The sequence below is a fragment of the Flavobacterium sp. ASV13 genome (assembly GCF_000745775.1).
In the GTDB taxonomy this organism is placed as follows: Bacteria; Bacteroidota; Bacteroidia; order Flavobacteriales; family Flavobacteriaceae; genus Flavobacterium.
Genome location: NZ_JQJY01000003.1, coordinates 241049 through 262459, shown reverse-complemented (window position 1 = coordinate 262459; position 21411 = coordinate 241049). Strand labels below are relative to the sequence as shown.

The 21411-nt window shown below is 33.8% G+C and carries 13 protein-coding genes and 1 tRNA gene; 5 read left to right on the top strand and 9 right to left on the bottom strand.

Annotated elements, in window-relative coordinates:
• The first annotated feature begins 1 nt into the window (after window position 1).
• Window positions 2-547: a 3'-5' exonuclease gene (locus tag GQ47_RS08395; RefSeq protein WP_035647188.1), complete on the top strand. Its 546-nt coding sequence runs from the start codon at window positions 2-4 to the stop codon at window positions 545-547.
• Between the two features lie 54 nt (window positions 548-601).
• Here GQ47_RS08395 and GQ47_RS08390 read toward each other — a convergent pair whose 3' ends face one another.
• From GQ47_RS08390 to GQ47_RS08360, 7 genes are all read right to left on the bottom strand, one after another.
• Window positions 602-2380: an AMP-dependent synthetase/ligase gene (locus tag GQ47_RS08390; RefSeq protein WP_035647185.1), complete on the bottom strand. Its 1779-nt coding sequence runs from the start codon at window positions 2378-2380 to the stop codon at window positions 602-604.
• Window positions 2381-2563: 183 nt separating this feature from the next.
• Complete coding sequence (locus tag GQ47_RS08385) at window positions 2564-2995, bottom strand: hypothetical protein (RefSeq protein WP_035647183.1); 432 nt, start codon at window positions 2993-2995, stop codon at window positions 2564-2566.
• Window positions 2996-3137: 142 nt separating this feature from the next.
• Window positions 3138-5543, bottom strand: a complete 2406-nt coding sequence (locus tag GQ47_RS08380) for a TonB-dependent receptor domain-containing protein (protein ID WP_035647181.1) — start codon at window positions 5541-5543, stop codon at window positions 3138-3140.
• 205 nt (window positions 5544-5748) lie between these two features.
• On the bottom strand, window positions 5749-9402 hold the full coding sequence (purL, locus tag GQ47_RS08375) for a phosphoribosylformylglycinamidine synthase (RefSeq protein WP_035647179.1): 3654 nt from the start codon (window positions 9400-9402) through the stop codon (window positions 5749-5751).
• Window positions 9403-9711: 309 nt separating this feature from the next.
• The gene (locus tag GQ47_RS08370) at window positions 9712-11565 is read right to left on the bottom strand and encodes an endonuclease (protein WP_035647176.1); all 1854 of its coding nucleotides are present in this window, start codon (window positions 11563-11565) and stop codon (window positions 9712-9714) included.
• A 193-nt stretch (window positions 11566-11758) separates the two neighbouring features.
• Complete coding sequence (locus GQ47_RS08365; RefSeq protein ID WP_035647174.1) at window positions 11759-12343, bottom strand: XAC2610-related protein; 585 nt, start codon at window positions 12341-12343, stop codon at window positions 11759-11761.
• Window positions 12344-12355: 12 nt separating this feature from the next.
• On the bottom strand, window positions 12356-13867 hold the full coding sequence (locus tag GQ47_RS08360) for a hypothetical protein (protein WP_035647173.1): 1512 nt from the start codon (window positions 13865-13867) through the stop codon (window positions 12356-12358).
• A gap of 124 nt (window positions 13868-13991) precedes the next feature.
• Here GQ47_RS08360 and GQ47_RS08355 point away from each other — a divergent pair, with 124 nt between their 5' ends.
• From GQ47_RS08355 to GQ47_RS08340, 4 genes are all read left to right on the top strand, one after another.
• A complete protein-coding gene (locus GQ47_RS08355; protein ID WP_035647170.1) occupies window positions 13992-14423 on the top strand; it encodes a PaaI family thioesterase in 432 nt (143 codons plus the stop codon).
• A 3-nt stretch (window positions 14424-14426) separates the two neighbouring features.
• Window positions 14427-15491, top strand: a complete 1065-nt coding sequence (locus GQ47_RS08350) for a chorismate-binding protein (RefSeq protein WP_035647169.1) — start codon at window positions 14427-14429, stop codon at window positions 15489-15491.
• Window positions 15492-15678: 187 nt separating this feature from the next.
• Window positions 15679-16395, top strand: coding sequence for a bacillithiol biosynthesis deacetylase BshB1 (bshB1, locus tag GQ47_RS08345; RefSeq protein ID WP_035648101.1), 717 nt, complete (start codon window positions 15679-15681; stop codon window positions 16393-16395).
• A gap of 77 nt (window positions 16396-16472) precedes the next feature.
• Window positions 16473-16546, top strand: a tRNA-His gene (locus GQ47_RS08340).
• Between the two features lie 181 nt (window positions 16547-16727).
• On the opposite strand, the gene GQ47_RS08335 is transcribed toward GQ47_RS08340, so the two are convergent.
• Window positions 16728-17576: a KPN_02809 family neutral zinc metallopeptidase gene (locus tag GQ47_RS08335; RefSeq protein WP_035647167.1), complete on the bottom strand. Its 849-nt coding sequence runs from the start codon at window positions 17574-17576 to the stop codon at window positions 16728-16730.
• Window positions 17577-17669: 93 nt separating this feature from the next.
• Window positions 17670-21353 (bottom strand): response regulator, encoded by a 3684-nt coding sequence (locus GQ47_RS08330; protein WP_035647164.1) that lies wholly within the window; start codon window positions 21351-21353, stop codon window positions 17670-17672.
• Between the last annotated feature and the right edge of the window lie 58 nt (window positions 21354-21411).

The window sequence follows — 21411 nt, the reverse complement described above, 5'->3', positions numbered from 1 at the left end:
AATGAAAACAACAGATAAAATTATTATTATCGATTTAGAAGCCACATGTTGGCAAGGCGCAGTTCCGAGCGGACAGGAAAATGAAATTATTGAAATCGGATTAGCGGTCTTAGATACTGCGACAGGCGAAATTTCCAAGAATAAAGGAATTTTGATAAAACCGCAACGTTCTAGCGTTAGTCCGTTTTGTACAGAATTGACAACGATAACTCAGGATTTACTGGATGAAAATGGTGTCAGTTTTGAAGAAGCGATTAATGAGTTGATAGACGAATACAATCCCGATTTATATACTTGGGCAAGTTACGGCCAATACGATTTGAATATGCTTAAAAAGCAGTGTAAATCGTTCGATATTTCTTATCCAATGGCAGATGAACATATTAATGTTAAAGAGCATTTTGCCGAAAAATTTGGTTTGGTAAAACCAACCGGAATGAATGGTGCTTTGGCACTGCTTAATATTCCGTTAGAAGGAACGCATCACCGTGGGATTGATGATGCTAAAAACATCGCAAAGATTTTGCATTGGTGTCTGCAAAATTAAAAAAGGCTGTCTCAATAAAGACAGCCTTTTTCTTTGGTTAACTATTTTGGAATTTTAATTATGACCATAGATTTTAGCGTAAAGATCTTTGTAAATTTCTTTAATGATTTTACGTTTTAATTTTAGAGTAGGAGTAAGTTGTCCGCCGTCGATAGACCAAACATCTGGAGTTAACTCAAAACGTTTGATTTTTTCCCAGTTTCCAAATTTCTCATTGATGCTTTCAACTTCTTCGTCGATGCGTTTGATTACATCTGGATTTTCACTGATTTCTTTATCTGTTTTTCCTAAAGTAATTTTATGGATTTTTGCCCATTCTTTTACGAATTCAAAATTTGGCTGAATAAAAGCGCCTGGCATTTTTTCGCCATCACCAATCACCATAATCTGCTCAATAAAACGAGATTGTTTCATGGCATTTTCAATGATTTGTGGTGCAATATATTTACCTCCCGAAGTTTTGAACATTTCTTTTTTACGATCGGTGATTTTCAAGAAGCCTTCACTGTCGATTTCTCCAATATCTCCGGTGTGGAAATAACCATCTTGTAAAGCTTCAGCCGTTTTTTCAGGATCTTTAAAATAACCTAACATAACGTTTGGTCCTTTGCAAAGAATTTCTCCGTCTTCTGCAATTTTAACTTCTACATTGCGAATTACTTTTCCAACAGTTCCAATCTTGAAACCTTTGTTTCTTTGATCGTTAACCGCAATTACCGGAGAAGTTTCAGATAATCCGTAACCTTCCATAACTGGAATTTCTGCAGCTGCAAAAACTCTAGTCAAACGTGGCTGTAAAGCGGCACTTCCAGAAACCATTAAATCTAAATTTCCACCCAAACCTTCTTTCCATTTGCTGAAAATCAATTTGCGGGCAATTTTTAATTGAAATTCATACCAAGCACCATTTGCTCCGTATGGTTCGTATTTTAAACCTAAATCAATCGCCCAGAAAAACAGTTTTTTCTTGATGCCAGTTAATTCAGTTCCTTTTGCATAAATTTTATCGTAAACTTTCTCTAAAAGTCTTGGTACAGCTGTAATTACAGTAGGACGAACTTCTTTTAAGTTATCACTGATTTTGTCAATTGATTCTCCAAAATAAACCGAAACTCCATAATATTGATAAATGTACAAGATCATTCTTTCAAAAATATGACAGATAGGCAAGAAGCTCAATGCAGTGCTTTTTCCCGGATCAAACGGAATTCTAGGCGCACTGTCTAAAACATTTGAAACAATGTTTTTGTGCGAAAGCATAACGCCTTTTGGTCTTCCTGTTGTTCCGGAAGTATAAATAATAGTCGCTAAATCAACTGTTTGAATGCTGTCTTTTCTGGCTTCAACTTCGCTTTGATTGCTTTCGTCTTCGCCTGACAACAATAAATCGCTCCAGTGTTTACAACCTGGAATTTCATTGAAAGAATAAACCTCTTTTAAAGTCGGTACATTTGCTTTGATAAGATTTACTTTATGAAGCACTTCTTCATCAGACACAAAGCAGTACATACTGCCACTGTGATTCAATATATATTCGTAATCTTCTTCAGATATTGTTGGATAAATTGGAACCGTCTGCGCACCTGTTTGCAGAATACCAATATCCATGATATTCCATTCGGTACGGTTATTTGATGTAATCAGGGCAATTTTGTCATCTTTTTGAATGCCCATTCGTAATAATGCTCTCGAAATTGCATTTGCTTTTGCAATATATTCCTGGCTAGATGTTTTTTCCCAGACTCCGTTTTTTTTTGTTGCTAAAGCAACCGGAAGGTTATAAGTTTCTTGTTGATAATAGGGAAAATCAAAAAGGCGTGTGATTGAAACCATGTTTAATATATTGAATTTTATCGCAAATTAAATAAAAAATAGGTATAATTTTTAATTTTGTGGAATTTTATGGGAAAATTTATAGGGACTCTTAAAAATCAACGAAAACGTTTTCTTTTTTGTAGTAAATTTTCGAAAAAACAAGAAATTATCAAATTAAAAAAAATAGTATTTTTTTAGAGATTATTGCACATTAAAATCTTCATATTCTTTGACTCTTTCTCCCATCAGAAACATTTTTTTCTTCGCAAAATGGATAGAAAATTGAGAATACGACCATTCGTCGCTGTCATTTGGTCTGTACCAAAAAGTGTACGATTTACTATTGAACCCTTCCTTGAAAACAGGAATTCCCTCTTCTGTACATTCAATTCCCCAGTTAATTTTCTTTTTGCTCATATCAACAGATTGAATAAATCCTGTTCCATCTGGATTTAATTGGCTAATTGGCTCTTTTTGGCCAATTGGCGCATAAGTTCCGGAAACTGGAAAACCAATCGTGGTTGTAATATAGCGTTCTTTAGAATTATGAGTGATTTGATTTACTTCAACTTGCGAATAAGATTTCGCAACAACAAAAAATAGAGCAATAAGCAATACGTGTACAGATTTCATTCTATAGTAGGTTTAAGTGTTTTTAGTCTTTTATAAAAATCAGTGGCTGATTTTCAAGGCGAATATACTTTAAATTTCCATAGAAAAAATAAATCCCAATTACAAGAATGAAAAAATTATCAGATTTTTATTTTGCGAATTATTATTCTGTCGAAAACTGATTTTCTAGTAGTTTTTCTTTAAAATCAGATTTAAAGGTATACGCAAACGTAAGCATCAAAGCGCGAGTGTCTGATTTGTTGGTTCTGTTATTACTGAACAATGCGGTATTGTTTTTATAACCACTTTCAAGCGTATTAAACATATCGGTGACAACCAAACCTAAACGAGCATTTCCTTTTCCGAGTTTTTGCTGAAATCCCATATCGACATTATAAATCGGAATTCTTTTTCCCTGTGCAGTTGCTAAAGCCGAATTATAATTTCCAATAATCTGCAGCTTTCCGCCTTTCCAAGGAACAAAATTATTGATGATTTTTCCATACCAGCTAAAAGCATTATTTACAACATCTTCGCCTAAATTCGATGCATTAATATTTTGCTGAAAAGCAGTCAAGCTGATGTTCGCATCATAAAAACCAATTGGTTTCAGACTGAAAATAGTTTCTAAACCATAAGTAACAGTGCTTCCAATGTTTCTTGGTTGGAGAAAAATTACACCATTATCTAGTAATTCAGCATATTGTCTGATTGCGTCTGTTGTATTTCTGTAAAATGCATTGGCTGATAACGAATAATTTTGCCAGTCTTTATTGTAACTCATTTCGGCAATATGAATAATCTCAGGTTTCAAATACGGATTTCCACCATGTGGATTTAACGCATCTGTAATATCAATAAACGGATTTAAATCGTCTAAATCTGGGCGATTGATACGTTTGCTATAGCCGATTTTGAAAAATTCATCTGCTTTTAAATTCAATTGCAACGAAGCCGATGGAAAAAGTTTCAAATAATTATTACTAAAGCGATCGCTATTATTTTGCGTTGCTCCAGTGTTTGAAACATTTTCTGCACGCAAACCTAAATTGTATTTCCATTTTGGATTTTCGCTTTCGCCAATAAATGAATTCAGCATTCCGTAAACAGCGTTTATTTGTTCATTAAATTCGAAAGTATTGCTAGCAATAGGATTTACAACATAATCACCATTAACTAAATCAGCGCTTTCAAAATCAGAATTAAAAAAGCGAAATGTTCCTTTGTAACCTGTTTCTACAGTTGTTTTTTCTGAAACTGGAAAAGCATAATTTACAATTGCATTAGAGATATTTTGGTTTTCATAATTGTGCGTGCGCTGTAATTTAGCTTCGCCAATTTGTTGTTGATATTCATCGTAATTATAAGTGTCGATATCAGTGTTTTCTCTGTGTTTCCCGAATGACGAAGTGATTGAAGTATTTAAACTTTTTCGTTCATCAGAAAATTTCCGTTCATAATTAAAAGACAATTCCCCAACTTTTGAGCGTTCCAATTCTAAAGAATGCCTTCTGTTACTTGAGAAGAATGCATTTGTACTTGTATTTACCTGCGTGTACAAAGTTTCGTCGTTATCCTGAGTTTCAATGTTTCCTAAAGCTTCAAATGAAAATGAATTTTTGTCGTTTGGAGTAAAATCAACATTGAATTTTAGATTTTGTAAACCTTCCGTGCGGGCGTCATCTCTGTGCTGATGAATGTAATGTTCATCATCAATAAAATAGTTTGTTCGGTCAGCGTTAATCTTTTTAGTTCTTCCGGCAAAACGATTGTCGTATCCTAAACCAATGTTCCATTTTTCTGTTTTATTATTTAAAAGAACCGAGCTATTCACTCTGCCTTTTGCGCCAAAACCGCCTCCTAAAACCACAGCGCCATTAAGACCGTTTTGATTGTTTTTCTTCAATTTAATATTAATAATACCGCTTTCGGCATTAGCATCATATTTCGCGGTTGGATTACTTATTATTTCGATGCTTTCAATACTGCTTGCCGCAATCTGATCCATATTGGTAATGGCCGAATTTTTTCCGTTAATCAAAATCATGGGCGATTTTCCTCTTAATGTAATTCCGCCTTCCGCATCTACAGCAACTGTCGGAATGCTTTTCAGCATATCTGTCGCAGTTCCGCCGGATTGTGAAATATTCGAAACAGCATTAAAAATAAAACCTTCGTTCGTTTTCTGAATTTGTTTTTTCTGAGATTGTACAACAACGTCATTCAGTAAATTAGCATCGTTTTGCAATTTGATTGTTCCAATGGAAATTGGACTCTCAGCAACTTTTATCTTTTGAGAAATAGTTTTAAAACCAATTAATTTAAATTGAAGCTGATAATCGCCAGAAGGAACATTCTCTAAAGCAAAATTTCCCATAACATCGGTTACAGCATAATTGGCTATTTTGGTAGAATCGCTGGCTTTTTTTAAAACAACATCAACAAATTCGACAGGAAGTTTTCCGTCAGTGATATTTCCTTTTATGGCAGTCGTTTTTTGAGCAAAGGAAAATTGGCTTATAGTGAATAAGAGAATTGGAAGGTATATTTTGCGTATCATATTTTTCATGAGACAAAGATATTTACCAGAATGTTTACGCTTGCTTAAGCTGTCTTAAGATACTATTAAATTAATCTTAGAATAGTTTTAAATAGTTTTTATAGCCACGAATTCACGAATTTTCTTGATTCTATTTTTGAAAATAAAAATTCGTGAATTCGTGGCTATAAAAAAACGCCCGATAAAATTCGGGCGTTTTAATAAAATATATTTCTTAGTTTTTCTCAATCCATTTTCTGGCATTAACAAAAGCTTCGTGCCAAGGCGAAACCTCGTCATTTCTGTCTTTTGGATAATGAGCCCAGTTCCATTGGAAAGTCGAACGCTCAATATGAGGCATCATAACCAAATGTCTTCCAGTTTTATCACACATCATTGCTGTGTTATAATCAGAGCCGTTAGGGTTTGCAGGATAACCTTCGTAAGCATATTTAGAAACAATGTTGTATTGGTCTTCTGAATATGGCAATTTGAATTTACCTTCTCCGTGAGAAACCCAAACTCCTAAAGTACTTCCAGCCAAAGTCGATAACATAACCGAGTTATTCTCTTGTACTTTTACAGAAGTAAAGATACTTTCGTGTTTGTTACTTTCGTTATGGTGCATTTTTCCGTGAACTTCGTGTTCTGGATTAATCACTTCCAATTCCATAAACAACTGGCATCCATTACAAATTCCAACAGATAAAGTATCTTCTCTTTTGAAGAATTTATCTAAAGCTGTTTTTGCTTTTTCGTTGTATAAGAAAGCTCCCGCCCAACCTTTAGCAGAACCTAAAACATCTGAATTAGAGAATCCACCAACAGCTCCAATAAATTGAATGTCTTCAAGCGTTTCACGACCAGAAATTAAATCGGTCATGTGAACGTCTTTTACATCAAATCCAGCTAAGTACATTGCATTTGCCATTTCACGCTCAGAATTACTTCCTTTTTCACGAATAATAGCCGCTTTTGGTCTTGGTTTAGAATTGTCGATTTCTGGTTTCTTTCCTGTAAAATGTTCAGGGAAAGTATAATTTAAAACTTGGTTTTTATAATTTTCAAAACGTGCTTGAGCTCTTCCGTTTTTAGATTGTTTTTGGTCTAATAAATAAGAAGTTTCGAACCAAACGTCTCTGTAAGTTGGAATGTCTAAATTCCAATTTCCAATTTCCAAAGTAGCTGTAGAAGTTACAGAACCAATTTTGAAGAATTCGATATTATTAGCTTTCAATTTAGCTTCAACAGCTGCGTCAGATTTTGCTTGGAAAACGATTCCGATGTTTTCAGCGAAAAGGATTTTCAATAAGTCTTTTTCCGCGAAAGCAGAGAAATCAATTTTAGCTCCCAAATTCACATCAGCAAAACACAATTCTAATAAAGTAGTAATTAAACCACCGCTTCCGATATCGTGTCCGGCTAAAATTTGGCTTTCGCCGATTAATTCCTGGATTGTGTTAAATACATTTTTGAAGAAAGAAGCGTCTTTAATTGTAGACGTTTCGTTTCCGATTGTATTTCTGATTTGTGCAAAAGAAGAACCTCCTAATTTGAAATCATCCTGAGACAAATTGATATAATAAATAGAATCTCCGTTTTTCTGTAAAACAGGTTCAACTACTTTTCTAATATCTGTACAGTTTCCTCCAGCCGAAATAATAACCGTTCCCGGTGCAATTACTTCGTCGTTTGGATATTTTTGTTTCATCGAAAGTGAATCTTTTCCTGTCGGAATATTGATTCCCAATTCGATTGCAAATTCTGAACAACCTTCAACAGCAGCGTACAAACGAGCATCTTCACCTTCGTTTTTACAAGCCCACATCCAGTTTGCAGATAATGAAATACCTTTTAATTGATCTTTAATTGGAGCCCAGATAATGTTTGATAATGATTCTGCAATAGCATTTCGAGATCCTGCAACAGGATCAATCAAAGCAGCAATAGGAGCGTGGCCAATAGAAGTTGCAATACCTTCTTTTCCTAAATAATCCAGAGCCATAACCCCAACATTATTTAAAGGCAATTGTAACGGACCTGCATTTTGCTGTTTAGCTACTTTTCCACCAACACAACGGTCCACTTTATTAGTCAACCAGTCTTTTGAAGCAACAGCTTCTAAACGTAAAACGTCTTTTAAATAACTTTCGAAATCATTTGCAGAATACGAAACTTCAGCATATTTTCTGTCAACAGTTTTATCTGTCATAACCGTTTTTGGAGAACTTCCGAAGAAATCTTCTAAAGCGTAATCCATCGGTTTTGAACCATTTGATTTTGATTCGAATGTAAAACGATGATCTCCCGTTACATCTCCAACCTGATACATTGGCGAACGCTCTCTGTCAGCAATTCTTTGTAAGGTATCAATATCTTTTTGACCAATAACCAATCCCATTCTTTCCTGAGATTCGTTACCAATAATTTCTTTTGCAGAAAGCGTTGGGTCTCCAACAGGTAATTTATCCAAATCGATTAAACCTCCAGTTTCTTCCACCAATTCCGAAAGACAGTTTAAGTGTCCTCCAGCTCCGTGATCGTGAATTGAAACAATTGGATTGTTGTCGCTTTCTACCAAACCACGAATGGCGTTAGCAGCACGTTTTTGCATTTCAGGATTTGAACGCTGAATCGCATTTAACTCGATTCCTGATCCGAAAGCTCCAGTATCTGCAGAAGAAACTGCAGCACCACCCATTCCGATTCTATAATTTTCTCCTCCAAGAATTACGATTTTATCGCCTTCTTGTGGTTTCTTTTTAATTGATTGATCTAGTTTTCCGTATCCAATTCCTCCCGCTTGCATGATTACTTTATCATAACCAATTTTACGGTCGTTTTCTGAATGTTCGAAAGTTAAAACAGAACCTGTAATAAGCGGCTGACCAAATTTATTTCCGAAATCAGAAGCTCCGTTTGAAGCTTTGATTAAAATATCCATTGGAGTTTGGTACAACCATTTTCTTTCTTCAACGGCATTTTCCCATTTTCTGTCGTTGTTCAAACGAGAATACGAAGTCATGTAAACCGCAGTTCCTGCTAATGGTAACGAACCTTGACCTCCAGCTAAACGGTCACGAATTTCTCCTCCAGAACCTGTTGCGGCTCCGTTGAAAGGTTCCACTGTTGTTGGGAAATTGTGTGTTTCGGCTTTTAATGAGATAACCGAATCAAATTCTTTTATTTCGTAAAAATCAGGTTTGTCAGCCGATTTTGGTGCAAATTGCTGCACTTTTGGTCCTTTTACAAAAGCAACGTTGTCTTTGTAAGCAGAAACAATATCGTTAGGATTTTCCTGAGATGTTTTTTTGATTAATTTAAAAAGAGAGGTTTCTTTTTCTTCACCATCAATTACAAATGTTCCATTGAAAATTTTGTGACGACAGTGTTCTGAATTCGCTTGCGAGAAAGCAAAAATTTCAGAATCAGTTAATTTTCTTCCAAGTTTAGTCGAAAGATTATTTAAGTATTCTACTTCTTCTTCGCTTAAAGCTAAACCTTCAACTTTATTGTAAGTGGCAATATCATCAATTTCCAGAATTGGTTCCGGCTGAATGTTGATAGTAAAAATCTCCTGATCTAATTCATTGAATTTTTGGAAAAGCATCGGATCAAAATCAGTAAAATCTTCCGTTGCTGGATGAAATTCTTCAATTCTGATAATGCCCGGAACACCCATGTTTTGAGTGATTTCTACAGCATTTGTACTCCAAGGTGTGATCATAGTGGCACGGGGACCAACAAAAAAACCCGTCAGTGCGGATTTTTCGATCTTATTAGAGTCGGCAAAAAGCCAGTTTAATTTTGAAATGTCTTGAGCTGAAATTTCGTTTTGCGTCTGTACGGCAAAAACAGTTTTGCTTTGGTTTTCAAAGAAATGGATCATTGTGATGTGTAGTTTGTTGTATTGAGCTGCAAATTTAGTTTAAATAAATAGTAAGCGCAAATTTGATAACAAACTCTTTACAAAAAAATGTAATGACCTTTTTTGCCATCTGTAGAGGCGCACAGCAGTGCGTCTTCTCATATTGAAGGTTTTCTCGCAAAAAAGGTATTTAATCTCGCAAAGTCGCAAAGTTTTTTTGTTTCTCGCAGATTTAGCAGATTGTGCAGATTTAATTTATTTGAATATCAATAAATCTGTGTCGATAATTATTTAAGATTTCTTAATCTGCTAAATCTGCGAGAAAAAAAATTACTTGATTACTATTTTTTTAATTGTAGTTTTTGAATCTTTCACGATTTTAACAACATAAATTCCTCTTGAAAGATGACTTACAGCTATTACAGGATCTGTTGTGTTTTGTTTTTCGAAAACTTTTTGTCCGGTAAAAGAAAGAATTTCTATCGAATAAGGAGAATCTGAATTGCCTAAAACAATATTGAAAACTCCGTTTGAAGGATTTGGGAAAACCACAATTTCATCTGAAAGTTCTACAATTTCTTCTTTTTCTTCTTCAATTGGTTTAGCCATTTTGCTTGCTAAATTGTTGCAGGTATCTTGTGTAAATGAATCCCATTGCGAACTTAAATTAAAAGTAGCACTTGGAGAAGTTACAGTTGATTTTCTTCTTAAAGTAACATCGACAGCAAAATTTGCAGTTCCGCCGTTAAAAGTTCCGATGATGTCTATTAAAACTCCATTTTTGAATAAACCTACAGCATCATTTCCGTTGAAAGTTAATTCAGTTGCCGTTGTTGAAATGTTGGCTGAACTTGGAGAAAAACATGTTGAAGAAATCGAGCTGTTTACAATAACAAATTTGCTTCCTGTAGTTAATGTTCCGCTTAAAGCTAAACCTGTGCTCCATGCGCCAGCACCATTAGTTTGTTTTTTAATTGTATAAGCAGCTAAGCTTACTGAACTTCCGGTATTGTTGGCAATTTCCAATGCTTTGTTATTTCCTGAACCTTCAATATATTCAGAGAAAAGCAAATCTGTTGCAGTTCCCGTTCCGCTGCTGTTCGTTGTAACCGAAATAGTATTGCTTGATGCAGAAGCATTTCCAGCTGCATCTTTTGCTTTTACATAAATAGAATAAGCTATAGAAGCAGTTAAACCTGTAATTGTTGTTGTAACTCCAGAAACGGTAGTTTTTAAAACACTATTCGCATAAACATCATAACCCGTTACGGCTACATTATCTGTAGATGCTGTCCATGAAAGTGAAATTGAAGTTGCTGTTTTTGAAGTCGAAGCCAAACTTGTTGGAGTAGTTGGCGCCTGAGTATCTCCAGAAGGAGTTCCGCCCCAAATTTGATTTACATATTCCGGATGATCAATAAATGGATTACGATTATTTTGACGCGCATAAATTGCATTGTTTCTTGCAATTTCTCTTGCGCTTACAGGATCTTGTGCGTGCCAAGCCAAAAGCATATTTAAGAAAGCTGTTGTGAAAACTTGATTGCTTGAACCATTAAACATGGCGTAAGAATAACCCGCAACCGTATTTTCATATCGTGTTGCGAAGTAAAAATACATTCTGGCAATATCACCTTTAAAGTCGTTGATAGGTTCGAAAACAGTTCCTGAATATCCAGAAACAGAACTTGATCCTAATTTACCTCCATTTTGAGAAGTATAGGTTGCAGAAGCTACAGTTCCATGTGGATAATTAGAACGCATTCCGTTTACTTTTCCATCGGTTGGTGTTATGAAATGCGCATCGGCAACCATTGGAGATTGTTCATTAAAAACAGATTGCGGGATAATATGTTCTCTGTTGTAGCAATCGCCTTCAACAGAGTAATTTCCGCATCGTTGTGTGCTTCCTGTGCTATAATTGTAAGGATCTGTTCCGGATGGATTTTCGGAATACATGTCTAAAACGGTTCCGTCATTTTCATAAAAATTATCGACATCTGAAGTTTGATAGGTTGTGTACAAACCTGCATAACCATTGTCTGTATGGCCTTTAATAATGTTGTACAATTGTGTTTTTAAAGTATAACCAGTTCCGGTAGCAGTGCTGTAATATCCAGATGGAATTTGGGCAAAACCAATTGTGGTAAGAAGCAATAACAGTAAAAAGTAGTTTTTTTTCATAAAAGTAGTTTAAGATTTGGTTTGAAATACTAAAAATTTACTAATTTAAAATATTGATTTTAAATGTTTTAAATTTTAATATGTAACAAAACTACTACTTTTTAAGATGCAAAACGTTACGGTAAGTTTAAATTTAGATAGATTTTCTTACGAGTGATTTTTTAACTACCGCGAAGGCACTAAGGCTTGAAGTTTATTTTATTGAAGTTATTTTTTTAATGGCTTTTCTATATTCTTTTTCAGATTTAGAACTACCGTCATCAGTTATGACGATATTAAAATCAATTACTTTATTGTTTTTTATTTTATAAAAGGAAGCCCAATTGGTCCCGGAAACTACGTGACTTTCAATAATATTATATTTAGTATTTAATATTGGGTTTTTGATTTCTTCAAAACCAACTACTTTTTTGAAATTATTTGTTTTGGAATTATATAGATATAAGCTATAAGTCCAATTGCTTCGAACATCTGAATAATTTTGAACTAAAAGATCTTTTATTTTATCGTTATTAAAATCTCTAAATTCAATTTCCTGATTACTACTATGAAGATTTTCTTTTAATAATATTGTTTTTTTGCCGTTTAATTGCTGAGTGATTGTCAGAGTCGCATTTTTTTCGTCATCTTCGATATCTTCTCTGTCGTTGAAAGTTGCAAGTTTTATCGCAATTCCTTTATTTTTATAAATAGAATCACACTTAATTATAGTTGTATTTTGAGAAAATGCATTGCTAAAGAATAAATGACAAATGACAAGCGAAAAAAATAATTTCATAAATCTTTAAATTTATTTCGGAAAATCTTGACTCTGATAAGCGCCTAAATCCGGAGGTAAAGTTCTTGTAATTCCTAAAATATCTTTCGGAATTATAAACGCCTGATTCCCTTTCGCGAAAGCGGATGAAGTTTTATCAATGTTGAATTTGTTCTGACTAACATTATAAAACTTCGGATTTTCATTCAAAATGATGTTGTTATAATGTTGTGTATCTGTTTTAAATTGATAATCAGGATTTGTAGACGAACTACTGAATTTTAGAAGACAGTTATTTAATTGATAAACAAATGCGGTATTGGTATTTTTACTTAAATTAAACTCGTTTGTGCCTGAGCCATAAATAATACAGTTATTGAAAGTCGCTTGTGTAAGCGGATTTGTTTCCGGCGTTGCGCCTGCCAAACTATTACTCAAGTTAACTGCAAAATGAGAACTGTTTTGCCAATTGTTATTGAATGTACAATGCACAAAACTGTAATTACCGCCATAAAGACAAGATAAACTCGCAATTCCGGCATAATTTATAACTAAATTTTCTGCATTTATTCGGGCATTTTTAGTTAGAATTCCATATTCCACAAAATTATAAAACTGACTACTTTTAATCGGAATAATATTCGTTGTATTTCTTATTTCTAAACCAGTTACGGCATTTTTTAAGGTAAGATGATTGATGGAATGATTGGCGTTTCCGTTTTCAAGAATAACCGAATTCCATTGTCCTGGAATATCAGAATAAAGTGATTCTAAACGATCGCCTTCAAAAATAACTTCGTTTTCTAGTTTTTCGGTTGTTGAAACAGTTCCGTTAATTTGAAGAGAAGCATTTTTTGCAATATACAAACCAGAATTAGCATGAAAGTGAACTCTTGCACCTGCTTCAAAAGTTATGGTTTTATTTTCTGGAACACCCGCGTATCCATAAATAACATAAGGTTTTTGTTTGGTAAAAAGAAGTTCGTTTCCGTTTACGGCATCATTTTCATTCAGATAAAATCCATCAACTTCTTTGCCGTCAATTTTGATTTTCTCTTTTGTGCCGTCAGGATTTTGATTCGGATAAAGAAATATGGCATCCTGAATTAAGGTAACTAGTGCTACTTTTTGAAGATTGGCTCCGCTGTCAAACTGAATTTCATCGGTATATAAAAAATCAGTTGGATTAGCATCGGTAACGTCTGCAGTAGTTTCTATAAAAATGTAAAGACTATCTTTTGCTAAAAGCGTAACATCTTTAAAAATCTTTCCATTTGTTCCGCTCATTCCGTCAACGGTCATTCTGTATTTTGAATTCAATCCATTTTTCAACTGAATAATCGGAATTGAAATATCATTTTTACTGCGGTTATACACTTTCAATTGATAAGTGCTTGAACCAATGTTTTTAAAAACAGTATCCAAATAAACAGTGTCTTTTGAGAACTTTAAATCTCCAGTGCTGGCAACAGTGTCAAAATCAGTACGGCAGGAACTGAAAGCTAAAATTAAACCAATGATGAAAAGTGTAAAGTATTGACGCATTTGAATTCTTTTTGTAAAAATAGCAAAAAACCTACAGGTTTGAAGTTGAATTTTAAATTTTAGAATCGGTTTTTAGATTTATGTCTTATCTTTCTTTAATTTTACGATTTTAAAGTCCATTTTAATGAATTATACAAAAGAGCAGATTTTGGCGCGCTGTAATGAGTTTTCTAAAAACACATTAATGGAAACGCTGAAAATTGAATATATCGACGCGGGAGAAGATTTTTTAACTGCAAAAATGCCAGTAAATCCAAGCGTTCATCAGCCAATGGGATTATTGCACGGCGGCGCTTCTGTTGCTTTGGCGGAAAGTGTCGGAAGTGCAGCTTCTTTCTTTTTTATTAATCCGAAAGAGCAGGAGGTAAGAGGCATTGAAATTTCGGCAAATCATTTAAAAAGCATCCGTGAAGGTTATGTTTTTGGTACTGCAAGAATTATTCACAAAGGAAGAACTGTTCATTTGTGGGAAATCAAAATTACAGATGAAGCTGGAAATTTAGTTTCGCTCTGCAAATTGACGAATATGGTTTTGGATAGAAAGAAAAGTGAATAAACTATGAATCCATTTTTCTCAAAAATTAAAAATCATAAAGAACAGAATTTACCTTTTGTACTTTATTCAAAACCCAACACAGCAAACCTAGTTGGAATTTTACAACAAAATAACACATTATTCACCGTTTCAGATTACAGCGAAAAAGGATTTGTTTTTGCTTCGTTTGATGAGAAACAATTAATCTTAATTCCCGAAAATGAATCGGAAATTATTATTGCAGAAAAAGAAACAACTTCATTTGAACCAATAGAAATTGACGATTTGAGTTTTGATTCTGAAGCTAAATTTCAATACGAATATTTGGTAGCGCAGGGAATTCAGGCGATAAAAAACGAAGAATTCAAAAAAGTAGTTTTATCAAGAAGCGAAGAAGTGTCTTTGTCTGAATTTGATTTTATCGAAACTTTTCAGCATTTGGTTCAATTGTATCCTGCGACTTTTTGTTATTGTTTTTTTCATCCAAAAATTGGACTTTGGATGGGAGCAACGCCTGAAAAATTGTTAAAAGCAAACGGAAATGCTTTTGAAACTATGGCTTTGGCGGGAACGCAAAAAGATAATCTACAAACAGAAATCGTTTGGCAGCAAAAAGAGAAAGACGAACAGCAATTTGTAACTGATTTTATTGTAAAAAGGTTGAGAGAATTTACGGCTTCGGTTGTGGTTTCTGAACCTTACAGTTTAAAAGCGGGTTCAATCTGGCATATTAAAACGGATATTTCTGGAGTTTTAAAAGATAATTCAACGCTGGGAGAAGTTGTTGATACATTGCATCCAACGCCTGCGGTCTGCGGACTTCCAAAAAAGAAATCAAAAGCTTTTATTTTAGAAAATGAGAAGTATGACAGAACTTTTTATACGGGTTTTTTAGGTGAATTAAACAGCAGTTTTACCGGGAATAAGGCAAGTTCTGATTTATTCGTAAATTTACGCTGCATGCAGATTCAGGATAATAAAGCCATTTTATATATGGGCTGCGGTATTACAAAAGAAAGCAATCCCGAAAAAGAATGGGAGGAAAGCGTCAATAAATCAATGACGATGAAGAGAGTTTTGAGAAAATAAGTTTCAAGTTTAAAGTTTCAAGTTTTAGCATGTATATTTAACCGCAAAGTTCGCAAAGATTTACGCTATGAACGCTAATTTTTTTTGCGAACCTTGCGCTAAACCTTTGCGAACTTTGCGGTTAAAATTATGTTCAAAGTCAAGCAACTTGAAACCTGAAACAAAACAAACAAAAAACAAAAAACAAATGAAATTAGACATATTAGCCTTTGGCGCACATCCAGACGATGTAGAATTGGGTTGTGCTGGAACCATTTTAAAAGAAGTTTCCTTAGGGAAAAAAGTAGGTATTGTTGATTTGACTCGTGGTGAATTAGGAACGCGCGGAACTGCAGAAATTAGAGATCAGGAGGCAAAAGATGCAGCAAAGATTTTAGGCGTTCTTGTGAGAGAAAATTTAGCAATGCGTGATGGTTTTTTTACGAATGATGAAAAGCATCAATTAGAAGTTATTAAAATGATCCGAAAATATAAACCTGAGATTGTATTGTGCAATGCAATTGACGATCGTCATATTGACCACGGAAAAGGAAGCAAATTAGTTTCAGACGCTTGTTTTTTATCGGGCTTGATGAAAATTGAAACTATTGTTGACGGAGCGAAACAAGAAGCATGGAGACCAAAGGTCGTGTATCATTATATTCAGTGGAAAAACATCGTTCCCGATTTTGTAGTTGATATTACCGGCTTCGAAAAAAAGAAAGTGGAAGCAATTTCTGCCTATAAAACGCAATTTTACGATCCAAATTCAGAGGAACCTGCAACGCCTATTACAAGTAAAAACTTCTTTGAAAGCTTAAATTACCGTGCGCAGGACTTAGGAAGATTGGTTGGGAAAGATTTTGCTGAAGGTTTTACCGTTGAAAGGTGTTTGGCAGTCAATAGCTTAGAAAATTTGATTTAATTTTTATAAAAATTTTTCATTTTTTTCTTTGTAGAACTGAACCTTTGTTCTATATTTGCACTCGCTAAGCAAAAATGGTGGTTGTAGCTCAGCTGGTTAGAGTAGCGGTTTGTGGTGCCGCGGGTCGCCGGTTCGAACCCGGTCAGCCACCCAGATTTAAAGCCTTGAAGAAATTCAAGGCTTTTTTTGTTTTCAGTCGAAAACAAATTTCAATTTAGAAATTCCAAATTCCAACTCACAAGATTTGGAATTTGGAATTTTTATTTTGGAAATTAAAAAAGCACAACTGCTAAGTTGTGCTTTTCTAGTGGTTATTATATTTGGTTTCTGTATTATTCAATTTCTTCAAAGGTTGTACCTTGTTTGATGTCTCCGGTTTTAAAACCTTTTTTAAACCAGTACATTCTTTGTTCAGATGATCCGTGAGTAAAGGAATCAGGAACAACATGACCTTGCATTTTGCTTTGAATTGCGTCATCACCAACTGCATTTGCAGCACTCAACGCTTCATCAATATCGCCAATATCTAAGTTTTGCTGATTGTAATGTGCCCAAACTCCTGCATAAAAATCGGCCTGAAGTTCTAAAGCAACGGAAAGTTTATTGGCTTCTGCTTCACTTTTTCCTTCCTGTGCCTGACGCATTTTTACCGATGTGCCTAGTAAAGTCTGAATGTGGTGACCAATTTCGTGCGCTATAACATATGCAATTGCAAAATCTCCTCCTTTGGCCCCAAATTTACTTTGAAGCTCCTCAAAGAAACCTAAATCCATATAGACTTTTTGATCTCCCGGACAATAAAAAGGCCCAGATGCTGAAGATGCTCCACCACAAGCTGTTTGTACAGATCCTCTAAAAAGAACTAATTTTGGCTTTTTATAAGTCATTCCATTTTCTTCGAATATTTTGCTCCAAATATCTTCGGTATCTGCCAAAGTAACTCTCACAAAATTCCCCATTTCTTCATCTTCTTTGCTTAATGGAGCTGCTGCTTCAGTTTGTTGCTGTCCGCCTTGCATTTGTTCTAAAACTGGTGCTATTTGTTTGCCAGTTTCTCCGCCAAAAACATTCAGCAGCAAAACAATGATTCCAATAACACCTCCACCAATAGCGACTTTCCCGCCTGAGATGCCTCTTCGGTCTTCAACATTATCGCTTTGTCTTCTGCCTTGCCATTTCATAGTGTGCTAGATTTAAACTTATTATGTTTTTATTAATACGAATTTATATATTTTTCAGGAATATTGTGACAATATGAATCAATTAGTTTTGAACTATTTTAACCATTTTCGCAATGCTTCTTCTACAGTGCCTCTAATAATAGGTTTTGAGATATAATCGTTCATTCCAGCCGCAATACATTTGTTCTTTTCTTCTTTTTCTGCTCCGGCCGTTACTGCGATAATAGGGATGTTTTTGCCAATTTCTGTAACCCTTATGGCTTTTGTAGCTTCGTAACCATTCATGATTGGCATTTGTATGTCCATAAACACAAGATCGGGATTTATATTTTCGATTTGTTTTACGGCTTCATAACCATTTTCACATTCAAAAATAATCGAATTCATGTTGATATTTTTGACAATCGTTTTCAAAAGAAGCATATTTACTTTATTGTCTTCTACAATCAGAATATTTATTTTTTCCATATTCGAATTGTAGCTTAATGCATATTCTGGCTCAACTCCGTTTGAAAGCGCTTTTAGTTTTTCACTTACTGTGTTTTGGCTAGTTTTAAGACTCAGATCAAAATAAAAAGTACTTCCAACGTCAATTTTGCTTTTAAGCTGAAGACGACTTTCCATTAAAGCCAATAACTGATTTGAGATAGTCAAACCTAAACCGGTTCCTCCAAATTTTCGGGTTGTTGAACTATCTTCTTGCGAAAAAGCTTTGAAAATTTTCTTCTGATTTTTTTCTAATATTCCGATTCCGGTATCAATAACTGAAAAACGAATAACATGAAAGTCGTCGCATTTTTTATCTAGTACAGAAACATTCAATTTTATGGAGCCTTCATTGGTAAATTTGATGGCATTTGATAAAAGATTGATCAAGATTTGCTTTAAACGTACAATATCTGTCCAGATGTATTTTGGAACATTTGGATCTACATTCAATTCAAGCAAAAGATTTTTTTGATTTGATTCATATATAATCAAGTCAAATATTTGTCCGAGTATTTTTTGAAGATCGTATAAGTCAATATAAAGTTCGAGTTTTCCTGCTTCAATTTTTGAAAAATCAAGGATGTCATTAATAATTTCAAGCAACGAATGTGCCGACTGATTAATGGTTGTCATGTATTTTTCCTGAATTTCTTCAAGATTTGTTTTCATTAATAAGTGCGTAAATCCGATGATTCCATTCAATGGAGTCCTGATTTCATGTGACATATTGGCTAAGAAATCAGATTTTGATTTATTTGCCGCTTCCGCAAGTTCTTTTGCTTTAATAGCATCTTCACTTTCTTTAATTTTCGCCTGATTTCTATGTCGGTCTAAAGCTGAAGATATATTGTTGGCCAATGTCTGATAGATGTAAATTTCATCATCTGTCCATTTTCTTTCTTTTGTACAATCATCAAAACCAATAAAACCGGAGAAAACATTATTTGAAAATAAAGGAAGAATCAAAATGGATTTAATATCATTTGCAATAAGCAAATTTTTGAAAAATGTATCTTCAAGGTTTTTTGTCAGGGTGCTTAAAACTCTTTTGTTTTGTGAGTGAAAAATAATTTCCTTCAAATCTTCATCAGTAAATTTTTGAAGTTCTGTTATTTGGTGAACAACTCCTTCTCTTGACCATTTATATTGCTGACTAATTGTATTGGTTTCAAAATCTTTTTCATAATAAAAAATATGATCCGCTTTTGAAGCTTTTCCAATAATATCATACGTTTCCTCAAACATTTTTTGAGGTCCTTTGCTTGATAGAAACTTTTCTGTACAAAGTGCCATTGCTGAAAGCAAATCTGTTTTTAGTTCCAGTTTTTTCTCGGCTTTAAGTCTCATTTGTGAAGAAATAGCGAGCGAAATAACATCGGCTATCGTTCTGGCGTAGTTTATATCTTCATTATCCCATTCTCTTTTTTCGCCTGTACTTTCAAAACAGGCAACTCCGGCCAATTGTCCATTTAAGAAAATCGGAACATCAAGCATTGACTTGATTTTGTTTTTGGTAAAATAAATTTTTTGGAATTCAGATGTTTCTAATTTATCAAAAACATCAGGCGCGTTTATTATGGCTTTGTTTTTCAGCGTTTCAAAATAAATAGGATAGGATTCTTTATCGAGGACATTTTTATCACTTAAGGATTGATTGTCCCGGCTAAATAAATTCTTGCAGGTAATGACATCATTTGAAAATTTCCAGAAACTTACACGGTTCGCTTTTGATACAATTGCTCCTTCTTTGATGATATAATCAATCACAGTTTGCATATTGTCGTAATCACTAAAATTTGTTGTCGAAAGCTTTTTAGTTGAGTTGTTGTACGATTCGATTTTTTCTAAACGTCTCTTTTTCTCGTTTTCAACATTTTTTAGTTCGGTTATATCTCTTGCAATTCCTGCAAAACCAGTAGTGATTCCTAAGTCGTTTTTGCGAACGATTACTTTTTGGGAAATCCACAATTCTTCACCGTTTTTCTTTAAAATCGGAATTTCGATTGTTGGATAATTGAGTTCGTTTTGTTCCAGATTTTCATAAAAATCAACAGCATTCTGGATATAATCTTCATGAATAAAATTTGAATAATGCTGTAAAAGCACTTCATTTTCAGTATATCCTAAAATGGAATAACCAAATTCATTGATAAAGGTAAAATGACCTTCAATACTTATTTCAAAAATAATATCGGTGGCAGTCTGTATAAGGTTTTTATATTGATCCTGAACTATAATTTGCTCTGTGACATCTTGACCAATACTAATAATTAGGTCTTCTGAAAACTTTTTATCTTTCCATTGAATGTATTTGTATTCTCCGTTTTTACTTTTTAATTTTCTGATATACAGTTTATTGTCAATATAATTTTTATAATAATTGTCTTTGTTGAATTCTGAATCTTCGGTAAGTTTCCAAAATTGAAACGCCATAACTTCGTCTGGATGATAACCTAAAATCGAAGTAATTGTTTCGCTGCAGAATAATAGTTCGCCATTATCATTTGTTGCAATGGTAAGCGAATTTCCTTTGTGTACAATTTCATTCGTAAACCTATAATTGTCTTTGTTGTTTTGCAAAACAGCAAATTTTACCTGATTTATGATAAAAATGACGATCGTAAAATCGATTAAAAGGACTGAAGATTTTATGGGAATTAATTGAAAAGCAACAGTGGTAAGCAGGAAAATAAAGGTAATTGCAACAAAAGACCAATATATTTTTATAGGTCTTAGAACGCTATAAGAAAAGAAAAAAGAAATCAGAAAAGTAATTATTGGCAAAACATCACCTTCTAGATAAATAATATTTCGCGCTACATATGAAATGTAAAAAAAGAAAGAAACAATAAATATAGTCTGAATTCTATCGCGCAGGTATTTTATTTTGTCCGTAAGAAAATAGATAACTAAAACGCTGGAGCCTATAATCAGGTTTATGACAAGAAGACTTACCGGCCTTATTTTAAAAATTTCATTAATAATCTCGATGACAATAACAGCGATACCAAAAAACAGAATATAAAGCTGGTATTCTTTGGTAATTGTTTCATTTTCTTTCTTCTTCTGAATAAAGTAACCGATTTTCTTTTTAATTCTGAAAAACTGATACACCAAAATACCCAAAAAACCAAAGAGAGAAAGTCCTAAAATAATGAGTTTAGGATTGTTGTAGAAAATGACATCGGAGCTAAAAACAAACCAATTTGTTATAGTTGATTTCAAAGAATTGCCAATAAAAGCAATTCCTGAAAATAATGTACTATAAAAACTGTAGTTTTCTACCATATGATTTGGGAATGTACGGTTTAATCAATAGCATTTTATGAATTTCTAAAAGAGTTGG

Coding starts and splice junctions, on each gene's coding strand:
- GQ47_RS08395 (WP_035647188.1), top strand. CDS start 2: ATGAAAACAACAGATAAAATTATTATTATCGATTTAGAAGCCACATGT.
- GQ47_RS08335 (WP_035647167.1), bottom strand. CDS start 17,576: ATGAAATGGCAAGGCAGAAGACAAAGCGATAATGTTGAAGACCGAAGA.
- bshB1 (WP_035648101.1), top strand. CDS start 15,679: ATGAAATTAGACATATTAGCCTTTGGCGCACATCCAGACGATGTAGAA.
- GQ47_RS08350 (WP_035647169.1), top strand. CDS start 14,427: ATGAATCCATTTTTCTCAAAAATTAAAAATCATAAAGAACAGAATTTA.
- GQ47_RS08390 (WP_035647185.1), bottom strand. CDS start 2,380: ATGGTTTCAATCACACGCCTTTTTGATTTTCCCTATTATCAACAAGAA.
- GQ47_RS08355 (WP_035647170.1), top strand. CDS start 13,992: ATGAATTATACAAAAGAGCAGATTTTGGCGCGCTGTAATGAGTTTTCT.
- GQ47_RS08330 (WP_035647164.1), bottom strand. CDS start 21,353: ATGGTAGAAAACTACAGTTTTTATAGTACATTATTTTCAGGAATTGCT.
- GQ47_RS08370 (WP_035647176.1), bottom strand. CDS start 11,565: ATGAAAAAAAACTACTTTTTACTGTTATTGCTTCTTACCACAATTGGT.
- GQ47_RS08360 (WP_035647173.1), bottom strand. CDS start 13,867: ATGCGTCAATACTTTACACTTTTCATCATTGGTTTAATTTTAGCTTTC.
- GQ47_RS08365 (WP_035647174.1), bottom strand. CDS start 12,343: ATGAAATTATTTTTTTCGCTTGTCATTTGTCATTTATTCTTTAGCAAT.
- GQ47_RS08380 (WP_035647181.1), bottom strand. CDS start 5,543: ATGAAAAATATGATACGCAAAATATACCTTCCAATTCTCTTATTCACT.
- purL (WP_035647179.1), bottom strand. CDS start 9,402: ATGATCCATTTCTTTGAAAACCAAAGCAAAACTGTTTTTGCCGTACAG.
- GQ47_RS08385 (WP_035647183.1), bottom strand. CDS start 2,995: ATGAAATCTGTACACGTATTGCTTATTGCTCTATTTTTTGTTGTTGCG.